The sequence below is a fragment of the Streptomyces boluensis genome (genome assembly GCF_009908195.1).
Classification (GTDB): Bacteria; Actinomycetota; Actinomycetes; order Streptomycetales; family Streptomycetaceae; genus Streptomyces; species Streptomyces boluensis.
The window spans coordinates 1-15,699 of sequence record NZ_JAAAHS010000162.1; the positions used below are offsets into that span (position 1 = coordinate 1).

Annotated in this window: 20 protein-coding genes; 10 read left to right on the forward strand and 10 right to left on the reverse strand. The window is 73.6% G+C overall.

Annotation, left to right across the window (positions count from 1 at the left end; all coding sequences use genetic code 11):
- The coding region (locus GUY60_RS20360; protein WP_161699891.1) for a pseudouridine-5'-phosphate glycosidase at positions 1-714 on the forward strand (714 nt) is incomplete at its 5' end.
- A complete protein-coding gene (locus GUY60_RS20365) occupies positions 711-1,682 on the forward strand; it encodes a carbohydrate kinase family protein (protein WP_161699893.1) in 972 nt (323 codons plus the stop codon). The genes GUY60_RS20360 and GUY60_RS20365, both read left to right, overlap by 4 nt.
- Before the next feature lie 128 nt (positions 1,683-1,810).
- Here the strand turns inward: GUY60_RS20365 and GUY60_RS20370 are convergent, their stop codons facing one another.
- The 3 genes from GUY60_RS20370 to GUY60_RS20380 form a co-directional block, all read right to left on the reverse strand.
- On the reverse strand, positions 1,811-2,623 hold the full coding sequence (locus GUY60_RS20370) for a methyltransferase (RefSeq protein WP_161699895.1): 813 nt from the start codon (positions 2,621-2,623) through the stop codon (positions 1,811-1,813).
- 91 nt (positions 2,624-2,714) lie between these two features.
- Positions 2,715-3,134: a CBS domain-containing protein gene (locus tag GUY60_RS20375; protein ID WP_161699897.1), complete on the reverse strand. Its 420-nt coding sequence runs from the start codon at positions 3,132-3,134 to the stop codon at positions 2,715-2,717.
- A gap of 239 nt (positions 3,135-3,373) precedes the next feature.
- Positions 3,374-4,003, reverse strand: coding sequence for a nucleoside/nucleotide kinase family protein (locus GUY60_RS20380; protein WP_161699899.1), 630 nt, complete (start codon positions 4,001-4,003; stop codon positions 3,374-3,376).
- A gap of 141 nt (positions 4,004-4,144) precedes the next feature.
- Here GUY60_RS20380 and GUY60_RS20385 point away from each other — a divergent pair, with 141 nt between their 5' ends.
- Positions 4,145-4,627, forward strand: coding sequence for an anthrone oxygenase family protein (locus GUY60_RS20385; protein ID WP_161699901.1), 483 nt, complete (start codon positions 4,145-4,147; stop codon positions 4,625-4,627).
- Between the two features lie 53 nt (positions 4,628-4,680).
- Complete coding sequence (locus GUY60_RS20390) at positions 4,681-5,346, forward strand: DUF2293 domain-containing protein (protein WP_376771282.1); 666 nt, start codon at positions 4,681-4,683, stop codon at positions 5,344-5,346.
- Between the two features lie 76 nt (positions 5,347-5,422).
- On the opposite strand, the gene GUY60_RS20395 is transcribed toward GUY60_RS20390, so the two are convergent.
- Complete coding sequence (locus GUY60_RS20395; protein WP_161699903.1) at positions 5,423-6,385, reverse strand: D-2-hydroxyacid dehydrogenase family protein; 963 nt, start codon at positions 6,383-6,385, stop codon at positions 5,423-5,425.
- Between the two features lie 141 nt (positions 6,386-6,526).
- Complete coding sequence (locus tag GUY60_RS20400; protein WP_246235343.1) at positions 6,527-7,030, reverse strand: carboxymuconolactone decarboxylase family protein; 504 nt, start codon at positions 7,028-7,030, stop codon at positions 6,527-6,529.
- 47 nt (positions 7,031-7,077) lie between these two features.
- Between GUY60_RS20400 and pdxR the strand changes: the two genes are divergently transcribed.
- Positions 7,078-8,535 (forward strand): MocR-like pyridoxine biosynthesis transcription factor PdxR, encoded by a 1,458-nt coding sequence (gene pdxR / locus GUY60_RS20405; protein WP_161699907.1) that lies wholly within the window; start codon positions 7,078-7,080, stop codon positions 8,533-8,535.
- Positions 8,536-8,543: 8 nt separating this feature from the next.
- Here the strand turns inward: pdxR and GUY60_RS20410 are convergent, their stop codons facing one another.
- From GUY60_RS20410 to GUY60_RS20420, 3 genes are read right to left on the reverse strand one after another with little or no spacing between them, the layout of a single operon-like run.
- Positions 8,544-9,413, reverse strand: a complete 870-nt coding sequence (locus tag GUY60_RS20410; protein WP_161699909.1) for an SAM-dependent methyltransferase — start codon at positions 9,411-9,413, stop codon at positions 8,544-8,546.
- Positions 9,414-9,457: 44 nt separating this feature from the next.
- The gene (locus GUY60_RS20415) at positions 9,458-9,730 is read right to left on the reverse strand and encodes a DUF397 domain-containing protein (protein ID WP_161699911.1); all 273 of its coding nucleotides are present in this window, start codon (positions 9,728-9,730) and stop codon (positions 9,458-9,460) included.
- Positions 9,731-10,591 (reverse strand): Sco1979 family transcriptional regulator, encoded by an 861-nt coding sequence (locus tag GUY60_RS20420; protein ID WP_161699913.1) that lies wholly within the window; start codon positions 10,589-10,591, stop codon positions 9,731-9,733.
- A gap of 219 nt (positions 10,592-10,810) precedes the next feature.
- On the opposite strand from GUY60_RS20420, the gene GUY60_RS20425 reads away from it, so the two are divergent.
- The 4 genes from GUY60_RS20425 to GUY60_RS20440 all read left to right on the forward strand — a co-directional run bounded on the left by GUY60_RS20425 (position 10,811) and on the right by GUY60_RS20440 (position 13,087).
- Positions 10,811-11,281, forward strand: coding sequence for an ATP-binding protein (locus tag GUY60_RS20425; protein WP_161699915.1), 471 nt, complete (start codon positions 10,811-10,813; stop codon positions 11,279-11,281).
- 100 nt (positions 11,282-11,381) lie between these two features.
- Positions 11,382-11,813, forward strand: coding sequence for a hypothetical protein (locus tag GUY60_RS20430; RefSeq protein WP_312866364.1), 432 nt, complete (start codon positions 11,382-11,384; stop codon positions 11,811-11,813).
- 185 nt (positions 11,814-11,998) lie between these two features.
- Complete coding sequence (locus tag GUY60_RS20435; RefSeq protein WP_161699917.1) at positions 11,999-12,460, forward strand: DUF3574 domain-containing protein; 462 nt, start codon at positions 11,999-12,001, stop codon at positions 12,458-12,460.
- A gap of 48 nt (positions 12,461-12,508) precedes the next feature.
- Positions 12,509-13,087, forward strand: coding sequence for an HXXEE domain-containing protein (locus GUY60_RS20440; RefSeq protein ID WP_161699919.1), 579 nt, complete (start codon positions 12,509-12,511; stop codon positions 13,085-13,087).
- 35 nt (positions 13,088-13,122) lie between these two features.
- Here GUY60_RS20440 and GUY60_RS20445 read toward each other — a convergent pair whose 3' ends face one another.
- On the reverse strand, positions 13,123-13,824 hold the full coding sequence (locus tag GUY60_RS20445; protein WP_161699920.1) for a helix-turn-helix transcriptional regulator: 702 nt from the start codon (positions 13,822-13,824) through the stop codon (positions 13,123-13,125).
- Positions 13,825-14,294: 470 nt separating this feature from the next.
- On the opposite strand from GUY60_RS20445, the gene GUY60_RS20450 reads away from it, so the two are divergent.
- On the forward strand, positions 14,295-15,047 hold the full coding sequence (locus GUY60_RS20450) for an MmyB family transcriptional regulator (RefSeq protein ID WP_161699922.1): 753 nt from the start codon (positions 14,295-14,297) through the stop codon (positions 15,045-15,047).
- 49 nt (positions 15,048-15,096) lie between these two features.
- Here the strand turns inward: GUY60_RS20450 and GUY60_RS20455 are convergent, their stop codons facing one another.
- Positions 15,097-15,615, reverse strand: coding sequence for a lytic polysaccharide monooxygenase auxiliary activity family 9 protein (locus tag GUY60_RS20455; protein ID WP_161699924.1), 519 nt, complete (start codon positions 15,613-15,615; stop codon positions 15,097-15,099).
- Positions 15,616-15,699 lie beyond the last annotated feature (84 nt).

Below are 15,699 nucleotides of genomic sequence, written 5' to 3' on the forward strand. Positions count from 1 at the left end.
AGGGTGGGGCTCGACAAGGGGCAGGTGGAGCGGATCGCGAGCGGCGACGACATCCGGAAGCTGGGCCACCGCGACCTGGCACCCGCGCTCGCGACGGGGGCGAGCGGCGCGACGACGGTGTCCGCGACGGCCTTCCTCGCCGCCCGCGCGGGTGTGCGGGTGTTCGCCACGGGCGGGCTCGGCGGGGTGCACCGGCAGTGGACGGTCACCCAGGACGAGTCCGCCGACCTGGCACTCCTCGCGCGTACGCGGATCGCGGTGGTGTGCGCGGGCGTGAAGTCGATTCTGGACGTGCCGGCGACGCTCCAGCGCCTGGAGACGCTCGGTGTGGGGGTCGTGGGGTACGGCACGGACCGGTTCCCCGGCTTCTACCTCACGGACTCGGGGCATCCGGTGGACTGGACGGTGCGCTCCCCCGAGGAGGTGGCGGCGGTGCTGCGGGCGCAGGACGCGCTCGGCGGGCCCGACTCCGCGCTGATCGTGGCCAACCCGGTGGCCGAGTCGGAGCAGCTCGATCCCGCGCTGCACGCGCGTGTGCTGGACGAGGCGTTGCGGGCGTGCGCGGAGCGGGGGGTCACGGGGCAGGCGGTCACCCCGTTCCTGCTCGACCATCTGGTGCGGCACACGGACGGGGCGTCGCTGCGGGCCAACCTGGCGGCGGTACGCGGAAATGTGCGCCTGGCGGCGCGGGTCGCGGCGGCGTGGTCCCGATGAGCGGAACGTACGGGTCCGCCACTGGGTCGTCCGGGCCCGCCCAGTCCGGGCCCACCCAGTCCGAGCCCACACCACGCGGGCTGCCCAAGGGGCTGCTCGTGGTCGGCGATGTCGTCACCGATGTGGTGGCGCGGCACCGCGCGCCGCTGGCCCACGGCACCGACACGGCGGCGGCCATCCGTCTCGTGCCGGGCGGCGCGGGTGCCAACGTGGCGTGCTGGGCGGCCCGTTGGGGCTGCGCCGACGTGACGCTGTTCGGGCGGGTCGGCGCCGAGTCGGCGGCGTGGCACGAGGAGGCGTTGCGTACCGCCGGGGTACGGCCACGCCTGGTCGTCGACGAGGAGGCGGCGACCGGCACGGTGATCTGCCTGGTGGACGCGGCGGCGGAGCGGACGTTCCTGACGGACAGCGGGGCGGTGCTGCGGCTGAGCGAGGGCGACTGGTCGCCGGACCTGCTCGACGGGGTGGCCCGACTGCACCTGTCGGGCTACCTGTTCTTCGCGGAGGAGAGCCGGGCGACGGCACGCCTCGCGCTCGCGGCGGCACGCGCGCGTGGAGTGCCGGTGAGCGTGGACCCGGCGTCGGCGGGGTTCCTGGCGCAGCTCGGGGTGGACCGGTTCCTGGAGGCGGTCGAGGGTGCGGAGGTGCTGCTGCCCAACCGGGACGAGGCGGCCCTGCTCACCGGGCTTCCGGACCCCGCGGACGCGGCGGCGAAGCTGGCGGACCGGTTCCCGCTGGTGGTCGTCACGGCGGGCCCCGACGGCGCACTGGTGGCGGCGACGGGGGCGGCCCCCGTACGGGTGCCGGGTGTGCCGTCGGTCGCGCGGGACAGCACGGGCGCGGGCGACGCGTTCACCGGCGCCTTCCTCGCGAGCCGGCTCGCGGGCGCCGGAGCGGTGGACGCGGCGGCGCAGGGCTGCCGCGCCGGAGCCCGAGCGGTACGGCAGACGGGCGGGCGCCCCGTATGAACGGGCACAAGGGTGCGCGCCTGAACGGGCACAAGGGTGCGCGCCCCGCCCCCGAGAACCACGCACGCCGAACCGCGCCGCACCCCGAGCCGCGCCAGCACCCCGAACCGCACACCCGAACCCGCGCCCTACCCCTTCCGCCCCCAGGCGGCGATCATCGGCGGTGTCGAGAGATCCAGCGTCCCGCTCGCGATCTGGGCGAGGTAGCGGTCGATGTCCGCGTCCGTGACGAGGCCTCGGTTGACGAGGCGTTCGCGGGCCTGCTGGACCGTGACGGTCTCCAGGGCGGCGGCCGCGGGCGAGGTCAGCGGGAAGTACGCCTCGGCCTCGACCTGGACGAGGCCGGTCTCGCGCAGCAGCCGCGGCAGCCTGCGGCCGTAGGCCGGGTCGGCGCCGCGCTCGGCGAGCAGGCTGTACAGGCCGCCGCGTACGTGATTGGCCAGCTGCTGGGCCGCGCTGTGCTCGTCGGGGCAGGCCAGCGGCTGGAGCGCGATGTCGGCGTCCTCGACGAGCAGACGCCCGCCGGGGCGCAGCGACTTGACCATGGTCCGCAGGGCACGTTCGCGGTCGGTGACGCGGGCGAGTACGAGCCGGGCGTGGACCAGGTCGAAGCCCTCACCCGGCGGGTCCTGCACGGACACGTCGTGGCGCAGCACCTCGATCGGGGGGCGGGCGGCGGCAGCGGCGCGGGCGGTGTCCAGGTCGGTGCCGAGGACCCGGCCGGTCGGGCCGACCCGCTTGGCCAGCCAGGCGAGTACGGACGTGCCACCCGCGCCGACCTCCCAGCAGCGCCAGCCGGGGCCCACGCCGAGGCGCTCGAAGTGCCGGAAGGTGCTGGCGTCGTAGAGTGCCGCGCTCGCGGCGGCGTGGGCGTCGGAGGACGATCCGGCTCCGGTCGGGCGGGGGTCGAGGAGGTACCCGTGGGTTCGCGTCTGCGTCATGACGCGATTGTCACAGTTAATCCCTTTTTGCACCGGCCAATCGCACCGCCGGTCCGGACCGCCTCAGCGCCCTGTGGGGGGGGTGGCCCCGCTACCCCTTCGCGTACACGCTCTCCACCCAGCCCGCGATCTGCTCCTCCGACAGGTGCTTGGCGAGGTCGGCCTCGCTGATCATGCCGACGAGCCGCTTGTCCTCGATGACCGGCAGGCGGCGGATCTGGTGGCCCTGCATCTCCTGGAGGACCGCGTCGACATCGGCGTCGGACTCGATCCAGCGGGGCGTGCCCTTGGCCATCTCGCCCGCCGTGACCTGCGCCGGGTCGTGCCCCATGGCCACACATCCGACGACGATGTCACGGTCGGTGAGGATGCCGCAGAGCCGCTCGTTCTCGTCGCTGATCGGCAGGGCGCCCACATTGAGCTGGCGCATCAACTGCGCGGCCCGGTCGAGGGTTTCGTGTGCGGGGATCCACTGGGCGCCGCGGTGCATGATGTCTCCGGCAGTGGTCATGGTGTGCCTCCCATAGGCCCATGTCCCTGTGTCCTGCCCGTACGAATGTCCTGCCCGTACGAACGGGCTCCAGGGCCGGGCTTCCGGCGCGGCGCGCGGAGGGCGCCGACGGGTACCGGCGCGACTCATTCTCGTCCGGCTCCCGGGACCCCGCACCCGCGCGCGCCGCGGCCCCGCCCCGACACCGCTCCACGCCCCCGCGTCCGCACCACTGGCGCTACGGGCACCACAGGCACCCACTACCGCCACGCGGGACGGCGCGGGTCGTCGGCCCGGACGAGTACGTCGGCCGTCGCCGCCGGGTCCACCTCGTCCGCGTAGCGCGCGAAGGCGGGCAGCGTCCACTGTTCGTCGGGCGGGGTGCGGCGGCGCAGCGTGGCCGGGGTCAGGGCGAGGTGGACGCTCAGGTCGAAGGGGAACCACTTGCCGAGGAGGAACGGGCCGTGCAGCAACAGCACGCCGCCCGGCGGGAGTTGGGCGTACGCGCTGCGGGTCGCGCGGTCGGTCGCCGCGTCCCACAGGTCCGGCAGCACCCGGCCGCTGCCGCCGGGGTCGAGCGGCCCGAACACCTCACGCCAGAGTGCGCCCGTGTCGAACCAGCCGTCGTAGTACGAGTCGGCGTCCCGGTGGCCGTACTCGAAACGCAGCGAGGCGGGCCGCAGGAAGCCGTGGGCGCTGACGACCAGCGGATGCCGGCCGCGTACCCGCAGGGCGTCGGCGAGGCGGTGGGCGAGGTCGGCGGTGGGGGCGGCGGGTGCACCGTCGACGGCGATCCGCGGCCAGGCGCCGCCGTCGGCCGCTTCGAGCCCGGCGACACGGTCGGCGAGGGCGTCGGTCAGGCGTTCCCAGGTGATCGGTTCGAGTCGCACGGGGCCATGATGCCGGGCCGCGGGCGCGCCCCCGACGGCGTACGGGAATCGGCTTGCCGACGGCCGGTGCTGCGGGCAGGATCAACACGCCCTGCCCGCAGGGGGGTTGGCGGTGGCACCGAGGGGGATGGGTGAGTTGACATGATCGACGGACCGTATTTCGTGCTGGTTCTCGTGGCCGCGCTCGGCTGCGGGCTGACGGCCGGGGTGTTCTTCGCGTTCTCGACCTCGGTGATGCGCACGTTCGGGGCGCTGCCGCCCGCGCAGGGCATGGCGGCGATGCAGCAGCTGAACGTCCTGATCATCAACCCCTGGTTCCTGGGGGTGTTCGTCGGCACGGCGGGCGTGTGCGCGGTGGTGGCGGTGGTGACGTTCGTGCTGTGGCCCGACCCGGGGACGCTCGCGGCGCTGCTCGGCTGCGCGCTGTTCCTCGTCGGCTCGTTCGGCGTGACCGTGGCGGCCAACATCCCGCGCAACGAGGCGCTCGCGAAGCTCGACCCCGAGGCGCCGGAGAGCGTCGAGCCCTGGCGGACGTTCGTACGCGAGTGGACGGCCTGGAACCATGTGCGGGGCGGCGCGGCGCTCGCCGCGTGCGCCTCCCTCGTCCTCACGCTGGCCGCCTGAACACGCGACGGCGCGCGGCCGCCACCACCGGCACGGACCTGGCGGCGACAGACCTGGCGGCGACGGACCTGGTGGCGGTCGAGCCGCGGCGGGCGCGGCACTGCGCTCGGTGTGCGGCCGGGCCGCTGCCGCTGCTTGTGCTCGCGGACGGCGCGCCGCGCTGTCTGGACTGCGCGGGCATCGGGCACCTGGTGTACCTGCCGCGCGGCGACACCGCGCTCACCCGCCGTGCCAGGGAGGCGAGTTCGCGCTCCGTGGTCGTGGTGCGGCACGACCGCAGGCGGCGGCGGTACGAGCGTCAGGGCGTCCTCGTCGAGGAGGCCGCGCTCGCGCTCGCCGAGCGCCGCTGTCTGGCGGACGCCGAGGCGCGGGCCCGGCGCAGGGAGCGGGACGCGGCCCGGCGGGCGGCGGCGGACGTGCGGTTCGCGGCGGCGTTCGCGGAGCGGATCCGGACGCTGTTCCCCGGCTGTCCGGCCGAGCGCGCCGAGGCCGTCGCGGCGCACGCGTCCGTTCGCGGCAGCGGCCGGGTGGGGCGCAGCGCCGCCGGACGCGCCCTGGACCCCGTCGCGGTCACGGCCGCGGTACGGGCGGCGGTACGGCACGACGACACGGAGTACGACGCGCTCCTTACGGCCGGGGTGGCGCGGGACCGAGCGCGCCAGCGGGTGACGGCGGCGGTGGAACGCGTCCTGGACGACTGGCGCCGCGCAGGAACCTGAACCCGGCGGAACCTGAACGCAGGTGAACCCCCGAACCCAGCTGAACCCCTGCAACCGGCGGGACCCCTGAAACCGGTCAGAGCACCCGCACCGGTTCCCCCGCCAGATACGCCGCGATGTCCTCGACCGCGCCCCGGAAGTAGCCCTCGTAGTTGCGGCGGGTGACGTAGCCGAGGTGCGGGAGGCCGAGGAAGTTGGGGGCTGTGCGCAGCGGGTGGGTGGCGGGCAGGGGCTCCTCGTCGAACACATCGGCGCCCGCACCCGCGATCCAGCCCTCGCGCAGGGCACGTACCAGCGCCTCCTGGTCCACGAGCCCGGAGCGTGAGGTGTTCACCAGATACGCGGTGGGCCGCATCCGGCGCAGCTCGGCCTCGCCGATGATCCCGCGCGTACGGTCGCTCAACTGGACGTGCAGGGAGACGAAGTCGCTGCGGGAGAGCAGTTCGTCGAGGGAGCCGGCGAGCTCGGCGTCGGCGGCGGCCGCGCGCTCCGCGGTGAGGTTCTGGCTCCAGGCGGTGACGTCCATGCCGAAGGCGCGGCCGACCCGGGCGACCCGGGTGCCGATCTTGCCGAGGCCGACGACGCCGAGGCGCCGCCCGTGCAGGTCGGCGCCGAGCGTGGACTGCCAGGGCCCGCCGCCGCGCAGGGCGCCGCCCTCGGGCAGGACGTGGCGGGCGAGGCCGAGGAGCAGGGCCCAGGTGAGTTCGGCGGGCGGCTCGGAGTTGCTGGGCGTGCCGCACACCGTCACGCCGTGCCGGGCCGCGGCGGCGAGGTCGACGGAGGCGTTGCGCATCCCGGAGGTGATCAGGAGCCGCAGCCGGGGCAGCCGGGCGAACAACGAGTCGGGGAACGGGGTGCGTTCACGCATGATCACGACGATCTCGCAGTCGGCGATCTCCGCGACGACAGCGTCCTCGTCGGGCAGGTACCGGCGCACGGCCCGTACGTCGACAGAGTCGGCCAGCGGCGACCAGTCGGCCGTCGACAGGGCCACGCCCTGGTAGTCGTCGAGCACGGCACAGCGCGGCAGCCCGGCCATTCCACCCCTCCTCAGTGAACGCCCGCGATGATCGTCCGCGGTGCGCGCCGTCAGCGTAGACCCCGCTGCTCCCCCGGCCCTTCGGCCCCCCGACTCCCTTGTCCAGCCGGTGCGTTCAGCGGGTGCGTTCAGCCGGTGCGTTCAGCCGGTGCGTTCGTCCGTGCCCGCGACCTTGCCGGTGGCGAGGGCGATGCGGTTCCAGGTGTTGATGGTGGCCATGAGGGCGAGCAGGCGCCCGAGTTCCTCCTCGGTGAAGAGGGCGGCGGCCTGTGCGTACACGTCGTCCGGTACGCCGTCGCGCGCGACCAGGGTCACGGCCTCGGCGAGGGCGAGCGCGGCCTGCTCCCGCTCGGTGAAGAAGTGCCGGGCCTCCTTCCACACACTCACCATGTGCAGCCGCTCCTCGCTCTCCCCGGCCTTGCGGGCGTCGCCGGTGTGCATGTGGAGGCAGTACGCGCAGCCGTTGAGCTGCGAGGAACGGATCTGCACCAGCTCCACCAGGGCGGGGTCGAGCCCTTCGCGGGAGGCGGCGTCGAAGCCGATCAGCGCCTTGAAGGCGCGGGGCGCGGCCTTCGCGAAGTTCACGCGGGTCACGGTCTGCGTAGCGGTCTGCGTAGCCGTCTGAGTGATCGTCCGGTTCGTCATGACCATGAATCTACGGGCGTGAAAGACCCCCTGTAGGGTGCAATTCCATGGCAGTTGGCAAGGTCAATTCCGAACTCCAGGTACCGGTCGCCCCCTCGGGCACCGGTTCCGACCTGCACCTGGACCTCTCCCCCGACGGCAGCCGCCGCGCCGCCCTGCTCGACGCGCTGCGTACCGCCGTGCGCTCGGGCCGGCTCGCGGCCGGCACGCCGCTGCCGCCCTACCGCGCCCTCGCCACCGACCTCGGCGTCGCCCGCAACACCGTGGCCGAGGTGTACGCGGAGCTGGTCGCCGAGGGCTGGCTCGTCGCGCGGCAGGGCTCGGGCACCCGGGTCGCCGAGCGGACCGCACCCGCACGGCCCGTACGCGTACCGAAGAAAACACCCGCACACGCGCGTGGAGCCCGTTTCGACCTGCGGCAGGGCCAGCCGGACGCCCTGTCGTTCCCGCGTACGGCCTGGCTGGCGTCGGCGCGCCGGGCCCTGAACGCGGCCCCGCACGAGGCGTTCGGCCCGCAGGACCCGCAGGGGCGTATCGAACTGCGCACAGTGCTCGCCGAGTACCTGACGCGCGCGCGTGGGGTACGGGCAGCGCCGGAGCGGATCGTGGTGTGCTCCGGGTTCGCACACGCCCTGCGGCTGCTGTTCGGCGGGGCGGGCGGGCGCGGGCACGGTGTGCTGTCGGGGCCGCTGGCCGTCGAGGAGTACGGGCTCGGCTTCCATCGCGCGCTGCTGGCCGACGCGGGGGTGCGCACGGTGCCGCTGCCGCTTGACGAACAGGGCGCGCGTATCGACGAGTTGGGCGCGCAAAAGGCCGTGCTCCTGTCCCCCGCGCACCAGTTCCCGACCGGTGGACCGCTGCACGCGGAGCGGCGCGCGGCGGCCGTCGACTGGGCACGCGCGCGTGGCGCCCTGGTACTTGAGGACGACTACGACGGCGAGTTCCGTTACGACCGCCGCCCGGTCGGCGCGCTGCAGGGCCTCGACCCGGAGCGGGTGGTCCACCTCGGCTCGGTCAGCAAGAGCCTGTCGCCCGCGCTGCGTCTGGGCTGGATGGTGCTCCCTGAACACCTGGTCGAGCAGGTGCTCAGGGTCAAGGGCGAGCGGGAGGCCTGGGCGGGCGTGACCGACCAGTTGACGCTCGCGGACCTCATCGCCTGCGGCGCGTACGACCGTCATGTGCGGCGGATGCGGCTCGCCTACCGGCGCCGCCGCGACCTGCTCGTACGCGAACTGGCGCGGCGCGCCCCGCACATCGAGGTGACCGGGGTCGCGGCGGGCCTGCACGCGGTGCTCCGGCTGCCGCCCGGCACCGAGCCGTCGACGCTGAAGGCGGCCCGCTGGCAGGGCGTGGACGTGGACGGCCTGGCCGGGTTCCGGCACCCGAACGCGACCGGTCCGCTCCGCGAGGGCCTGGTCGTGGGGTACGCGACGCCGCCCGAACGCGTCTACCCCGCGGCCGTGGACGCCCTGTGCGCGGCCCTGCCACCGGACGCCACGGCCTGAAGAAGGAGTTACGGCTTGCGGCCGACGCCCACGAAGCCCGGGATCGGCGCGTCCGAGTCGTCGGAGTCGTCCGACTCATCTGCCGGGAGCCCGGTCTCGCCGAGCTCCGGACGCCAGTGGGTGACGACCTCCACGCCGGGCTCGACGAGTTCGAGGCCGTCGAAGAACCGGGCCACCTCGTCGCGGTCGCGCAGCGCGAGGGTGAGGCCGCGGGCGCGGTACATGTCGGTGGCCGTGTTCGCGGTGTCCGGGGCGAACTCGCCGGTGGCGTGCGACAGCATCAGGTAACTGCCGGACGGCAGCTCGTCCATGAGCCGCCGCACCAGCTCGTGGGCGCCCTGCTCGTCGGAGACGAAGTGCAGCAGCGCGATCAGGGACAGCGCCACCGGCTCGGTGAAGTCCAGGACCTTGCGGGCCTGTTCGACGATGCTCTGCGGCTCGCGCGCGTCGGCCTGCACGTACTCCGTGACGCCCTCCGGCGTGGAGCGCAGCAGGGCCTCGGCGTGCCGCAGCACGATCGGGTCGTTGTCGCAGTAGACGACGCGGGCCTCGGGGGTGACGCGCTGCGCGATCTGGTGCAGGTTCGGCTCGGTCGGGATGCCGGTGCCGATGTCCAGGAACTGGCGTACGCCCTGCTTCGCGAGCCAGCGGATGCCGCGCTCCATGAAGGCACGGTTGGCGCGGGCCATGACCATGGTGCGCGGTTCCATGGCGACGAGCTGCTTGCCCATCTCCACGTCGACCGGGTAGTTGTCCTTGCCGCCGAGGAACCAGTCGTACATCCGCGCCGGGTGCGGCGTCGTGGTGTCGATGCGCGCACCCCCCGAAAGGTCGGAAGGCCCGGCGTGCTCGGTGGTCTCGTGGTCGTGCCCGGTCATGACGCGCTCCAAGTAAGGCAGGGGGTACGGACAGTGGCGCGGGGTCAGGGAAGCAGGAAGTCGGCCTGGCCGGACTTCGCGCCCTGGATGAAGGCGTGGATCTCGGAGCTGCTGTAGATCAGGGCCGGGCCGTCGGGGTCGGCCGACTGGCGCACCGCGATCCGGCCGTCGTCGAGCTTCATGGCCTCGACGCAGTTGCCGCCGTTGCCGCCGCTCCAGGGCTTGTGCCAGCCCTCCGAACCGAGTTCACGCGCGGGCATGCCGTTGTAGACGCGGCCGTGGTCACGGGCGTGGTCCTCGACGGTTATGTGGTCCATTCACAGCTCCTTGCGGAGAGTCCGGAGAATCTCCTTCGTGCGATGCGCCGTCGCCGACTGCGCCGCCATCCGGTCCATGACCTCCAGGTACGTCACGACCTCGGCGCGGCGGTCCAGATAGACCGCGCCGGTGAGGTACTCGGCGTAGACCATGTCCTGCAGCTCGGGCACACCGAAGCGGAAGAGCACGAACGGCCCGTACGTGCCCGGGTGGTGACCGGCCGAGAACTCGGCGAGCTGGAGGGTCACATTGGGCCGCTCCGTCGCTTCCAGGAGCCGGTCGAGCTGGGCCCGCATCACCTCGGGGCCGCCGACCACTCGGCGCAGCACGGTCTCGTCCATGACGACCCACAGCTTCGGGGCGTCGTCCCCGTCGAGGAGTTCCTGACGCTGCATACGCAGCGCCACGTGCCGCTCCATGTCCGCTTCGCTGGTCCGCCCGACGGCACCGGAACGCATCACCACGCGCGCGTACTCCTCGGTCTGCAGCAGACCGGGCACGAAGTGCGGTTCGTACGACCTGATGAGGCTGGCCGCGCCCTCCAGGCTGACGTACATGCTGAACCAGCTCGGCAGGATGTCGTGGTAACGCTGCCACCAGCCGGGCTGGTTGGCGTCCTCGGCGAGCGTGACGAAGGAGTCGGCCTCCCCGTCGTCGACGCCGTACGCCTTCAGGAGCAGCTGGAGATACGGGATCTTCAGCGTGACCTCGGCGGTCTCCATGCGGCGGACCGTGGCGGGGGCGACGCGCAGGACGCGGGCGGCCTCCTCGCGCTTGAGCCCGGCGCTCTCCCGCAGCTCCTGCAGGCGCTTGCCGAGCACGACCTGACCCACGGTGGGAGCGGACCGCGGTTCGCTCACTGCTGCCTCCTGGCTGGGTCCATCGCTGTCGATTCGGGGGGTGGGAACGGCGGTGAATTCCGACCCTGCACGTGTAAGTCGCCGTGCGCGGAAGCAGTCTGCCACGGGCGTCCCGCGAGGAACACTGCACTCTGCATATTTCAGAGTGGCGCTTGCCAAGTGTTCGCGGCGGGGAGATAGTGGCATGCGTGAACTCGTCCGCCCCGTTAGGAACCGGCCGTGGCACTCGGTAAGACCCAGACTGCGCAGCCCCTTGCCGGGGCGCCCTTCGGCGACCGCCGCTGCCGCTTCGAGCTGGCCGCACGCCCCGATTCGGTGGCGCGGGCCAGACAGTTGACGCGCACCCATCTCGCCCGCCTCGCGGTGTGCGACGACACGTGTGACACGGCGGCGCTCGTCGTCTCCGAACTCGTCACCAACGCCCTCGTGCACACCGTCAGCAGCCGCATCGTCTGCGACCTCACGGACGACCCCGTCACCGGCCGCGTCCGGATAGCCGTGTGCGACGAGGGCCCCGGCCAGAACGGCGGCCCGCACCCGCACCCGGCGCGCTCCGGAGACGAGGACCACGGCCGCGGCCTGCTCCTCGTCTCCGCCGTGAGCACCGCCTGGGGCACCGAGGCGGAGGGGCACGGGCTGTTGGTCTGGGCCGAACTGCCACGGGCGGCCGTCGAGGCGGCGGCCGCGTGAGGCGGAACGCCGGCGCCGAAGGCGCGCACCGCGGCCGGACAAGCGAACGGACAGGCGGACGGACAGGCGGACCGGCGGGCGGACGGACAGGGGGTACGGCGTGCGCGTACTGACCCTGACGACGCTCGCCTCCCTGGCCCGCGGCGCCCAGGCCGTCACTCTCGACCTGCCTCCCGGCATGAAGACCCCGCTCGGCTGCGACGCGGTGGGCATGCCCGAGGAGTACGGGCGCCAGATCCGCGCCCGGCTGCCCCGCGTCGGCTGTGTCTACGCGGACGGCTCGCGCTGGTGGTGGCTCGTGCCGTCGGGTTCGGCGGTCTCCCTGGACTGGCCCGCTCCGCTGCGGTACGCGACCGGGGCGCGGGTCCCGGCCGGGAAGTACCCGCCCCGCCTGGTGCACCGGCCGGAGGGCACCGCGCCCTACACGCCGCCGATCCCGCTGTATCTGGCGCTGTGCCGGATCACCGGCACGGTGCCGCTGTGGATGCGCACGTCCCGTTCGGCTCCGCCGTCCCGCTCGGCCAGCCGGTAACAGGCGGCGCACGGCGGCCCGTTGGACGTCAAGTACGTCGAGTACCCCGAGTACCGCCGACCGGCTGTCCAGTGCGCGGCGTTCCGGGCGGATCGACGCGGGCCCTTGCCATAGTGAGCGGCACCGGACGCCGAGGGCTCCTCCCCGGCGACCGCTTCCGTCACCGCTCCGATCGAGGGATCCGCATGCCGCGCACCACCACCGCCCGTACCCGACTCGCCGTCGCTGCCGCCGCGTTGACGATGCTCACCGTCAGCGCGCCCGCCGCGTACGCCTCCCTCGATGAGGAGCGCCCGGCGGCGGCCTCGGCGCGCGGGGACGCGTACGTCGAGACGCGGCTGCTTTTCGGCACCGAACGGCCCGACGGCGGACCGGATGTGACGGAGCGCCAGTTCATGTCCTTCGTGGACCGCGAGGTGACCCCGCGCTTCCCCGAGGGGCTGACCGTGCAGAGCGGGCGCGGCCAGTGGCGGGACGCCAACGGCACGGTGGAGCGGGAGCGTTCGTACGAGCTGATCCTGCTGTACCCGGCCGCGTCGGCGGCCGCGCGTGACCCGCAGCTCGAGCAGATCCGGAAGGCGTACATCGAGGCGTACGGGCAGGAGGCCGTGGCGCGGGTCGACGACCGGGTGAGCGTGGACTTCTGACGCACCCTCGCCGCCGGCCGGCGCGCACCGCCTGGCAGACTGCCGCGCATGGACCAGTACGGGGAGCACGGTACGGAACACGGGCCGGAACGCGGCAGGGCGGTCGAACTGGGCGTCACCCTCGGCCTGTTCGCCGCGTGGGCGCTGCACGACCTGGAGGAGCTGGCCACGGTGCCGCGCTGGACGCGCACCCAGGTGCCGGAGCTGCGGCGGCGTTTCCCGCAGGTGCCCGAGCGGCTCTGGCGGAGCCTGGAGGGGCTGCAGGGACGGGAGTTCGCCACGGCGGTGGGCGCGATGGCGGTGGTCTTCGCCGCCGCGGCCGCGGACGGCCACCGCACGGGTGGCCGCTCCGCCTTCTACCAGACCGTCCTCAACGGCTTCGGCCTGCACGGCCTGGTGCACATCGGGCAGGCGGCCGTCGTACGCGGGTACACACCGGGCTCGGTCACCTCGCCGCTGCTCGTCGTGCCGTTCACGTTGTGGGCGCGCGGCCGGCTGCGGCGCGCGGGCGTTCTGCGTCCCACCCGCGCCCGGGACGCGGCGCTGAGCCTGGCGCTCGCCGGGGTCGCCGCGGCGGGCGCGCACGCGGCGGCGCGCAAGGTCCTGGCGCTACGGGCGCGCGCCTGAGGGCACGCGCCCGTGGCGGGCTCAGGACTCAGGGCTCAGGACTCCGACCGCTTCACGTTCTCCAGGAGCATGTCCAGCCACTCCGTGACCGTGTCCCGGTGCTTGTCGGTGGGGAGTTGGGCCGCGCGCCAGGCGATGCCGCGCACTCCGTGGTGCTGGAGCAGCCGCTCCAGGGCGTCGGGTCCCTCGCCGCTGCCGGTGCCCGAGTCGGCCTCGGTGGGCTCCGCGGCGTCCGCCGGCTCCTGTTCGGACCTGGCGGAGTGGCGCTGCCGCAGCTCCTCCTCCACGTGGTGGAGCGCGGCGGCGAGGGCGTCCGTGTCCTCGGCGGTCAGGAAGCCCGCGTGCACCTTGAAGAAGCGCTGGATGGCGGCGCAGTGCTCCATCGTGGGGCGGCGGTCGCCGTTGATGAGGGCACCGGCCTGCTGGCGTGACATGCCCGCGCCGTCGGCGATCTCCTGCTGGGTGTAGCGGCGGCCGTCCGGCTTGAGCCGGGTCTCACGCAGCAGCGCGAAGCGCCACAGGAAACGGGCCTGGAGGTCGAAGTCCCCGGCGGCCCGCCCGGCGAGGAGTTCCGCGACCACCCCGGCCGGCACCCCGGACTCGGCGGAGAGGCGCGGCACGTCGAACACCTCGGCACGCCTCGCGCCGACCCGGTCGGCGAGTTCGGCGACACGGGCGACGACCGCGGAGAGCGGACCGGCGGCTGCCGGTCCGGAAACCGAGATGTCATCTGTCACCGGGGGATCTCCTACGTCGAGTTCGCTTCGGGGCGTCGAAATCGGTCAACTGTCGGCAGGCGCGTTCCACACCCGGTGGCCGTCCCCCGACAGCGGCTCTGACCTGGACAGACGTCCCCGCGAGCATGCGTGGACCAGCTGCCCGGACCCCGGGCACCCCTGGTTCTGGACAACAACCGGGGCTGCCCGGAGGTTAGTCGTTCCAGGCAATCACGGCCAGACCCCGCCACAGCTGTGGCGCGAACCGTTCGGTCAACGGCGGGAAATGCCACGATCATTGACATGCGGTGATCCGGCCCAGGAGTATCGCCTTCAACAACGTACGAAATGCACGGTCGCGCCCCGTGAGGCTCCGGCGGGCGGTCCGGGCCCGCGACAGCGGCGGGCACGCGAGGGTCCACCCCACGGACACGCGTACGGAACGGTCTCACTCCATGGGAGGGACAGCGTCTCGATGACGAATGATCTCGATGACGAATGACCCGGCGGCCGGGCTTCCCGGCACTCGCAAGCCCTGGACCCGCGACGCCACCGGCCCCCGGTCGGCGTCCGCGGAGCGGGAGTTGGAGCTGCGCGCCTATCTGCGCGACTACACCGCGGTGATCGCCGGGACGCCCCACCCCTCGCTGCTGCTCGACCACGCGTGGAACGTGCTGGCCGCCAACGCGGCGTACGAGGACCTCTTCCGGGATGTGCGGGAGTGCCCCGAGGCGATGCCGGGGCAGAACTTCCTGCGCTTCGCGCTGTTCCACCCGGACGCCTGCACCGTGCTGCGGGAGCACGAGACGAGCTGGTGCCTGCCGCTGCTCGCGCAGTTCTCCGCCGCGCTCGACGCGTACGAGCGGGATGCCACGTTGCGCGTCATCCGCGAGGACATCGCCCGCGACCCGCTGATGAACGCCGCGTACCAGCAGGGGCTTCCGCTCTGGATGGACCGGACGGGCCGGGCCGCACTCGACCACGACGGCGCGGTACGCCCGGTGCGGCACCCCGATCCGGCCTGGGGCAGCACCACCTGCCGGGTGCTGACGGAGACGCCGAGCACGCTGCGGGAGCGCGGGCTCACCCGGCTGACCCTGGTCCTGCACCCGCGGGCCGGCACAACGGCGGAGCGCGCCGAGGCCGCACCCGCGGACCGGCCGGTGGACCGGCTGGCCGACCGGCGGGAGCGCCCGGCCGCGCCGCCGCGTCTGCGGGTCGTGCCGACAGGGCCCGCCACCTGAGGGGTCTCCCCCGGCGACGGGCCCTGCGGAGCATCGGCCAACTGCCGTGTCAGCCGCCGATGTTCACGTCGATGCACGCGTAGAAGGCGTTGGACGTGTCGGCGATGTTCCAGACCGCGAGCACCTTCTGCTTGCCGCTGGCACCGGAGAGGTCGACGTTGTGGGTGACGGTCTCGCCCGGCTGGGCGCCGCCGTCGTCGAACTCCGCGACCTTGTTGCCGCCGACGTAGTACTGCCAGGTGCTGGTCGCGTGCCGGGCCGTCAGCTTCCACGTGAACGGCTGCGAACTGCCGACCGGGGTGACCGCCCAGCCCTTGCTGTCGTCGTCCAGCTCGGCGAAGGCCGCGTTGCCGCCGCTGCAGCTCGTCAGACCCTTCGGGCCCTCCACGCTCTGCGGCTCGTGCTGGATCGCGCCGCACTCGACGGTGCCCGCGGCGCACTGCGCCTGCCTGCTGGGCGGCGAGTTCACATAGCCGTGCGCACTGGCCGAGCCGGTCGACAGGGTCAGGGCGACCAGCGGGGCGACACCGACACCCAGGGCGACGGCGAGCTTCCGGTTCTTCTGCATGGCTGACTCCATTCACTGCGGTGGCCCGCCGGTACGTGTGGGGGTACGGCGGCTCCGCTCGGTGGGGGGAGGTTGCTTGGGGGG

Bases quoted from the DNA above. Each gene is read 5' to 3' on its own strand.
- GUY60_RS20385 (WP_161699901.1), top strand. From the start codon at position 4,145: ATGATCGACGGACCGTATTTCGTGCTGGTTCTCGTGGCCGCGCTCGGC.
- pdxR (WP_161699907.1), top strand. From the start codon at position 7,078: ATGGCAGTTGGCAAGGTCAATTCCGAACTCCAGGTACCGGTCGCCCCC.
- GUY60_RS20410 (WP_161699909.1), bottom strand. From the start codon at position 9,413: ATGACCGGGCACGACCACGAGACCACCGAGCACGCCGGGCCTTCCGAC.
- GUY60_RS20395 (WP_161699903.1), bottom strand. From the start codon at position 6,385: ATGGCCGGGCTGCCGCGCTGTGCCGTGCTCGACGACTACCAGGGCGTG.
- GUY60_RS20440 (WP_161699919.1), top strand. From the start codon at position 12,509: ATGGACCAGTACGGGGAGCACGGTACGGAACACGGGCCGGAACGCGGC.
- GUY60_RS20450 (WP_161699922.1), top strand. From the start codon at position 14,295: ATGACGAATGACCCGGCGGCCGGGCTTCCCGGCACTCGCAAGCCCTGG.
- GUY60_RS20400 (WP_246235343.1), bottom strand. From the start codon at position 7,030: ATGACGAACCGGACGATCACTCAGACGGCTACGCAGACCGCTACGCAG.
- GUY60_RS20370 (WP_161699895.1), bottom strand. From the start codon at position 2,623: ATGACGCAGACGCGAACCCACGGGTACCTCCTCGACCCCCGCCCGACC.
- GUY60_RS20435 (WP_161699917.1), top strand. From the start codon at position 11,999: ATGCCGCGCACCACCACCGCCCGTACCCGACTCGCCGTCGCTGCCGCC.
- GUY60_RS20455 (WP_161699924.1), bottom strand. From the start codon at position 15,615: ATGCAGAAGAACCGGAAGCTCGCCGTCGCCCTGGGTGTCGGTGTCGCC.
- GUY60_RS20375 (WP_161699897.1), bottom strand. From the start codon at position 3,134: ATGACCACTGCCGGAGACATCATGCACCGCGGCGCCCAGTGGATCCCC.
- GUY60_RS20365 (WP_161699893.1), top strand. From the start codon at position 711: ATGAGCGGAACGTACGGGTCCGCCACTGGGTCGTCCGGGCCCGCCCAG.
- GUY60_RS20415 (WP_161699911.1), bottom strand. From the start codon at position 9,730: ATGGACCACATAACCGTCGAGGACCACGCCCGTGACCACGGCCGCGTC.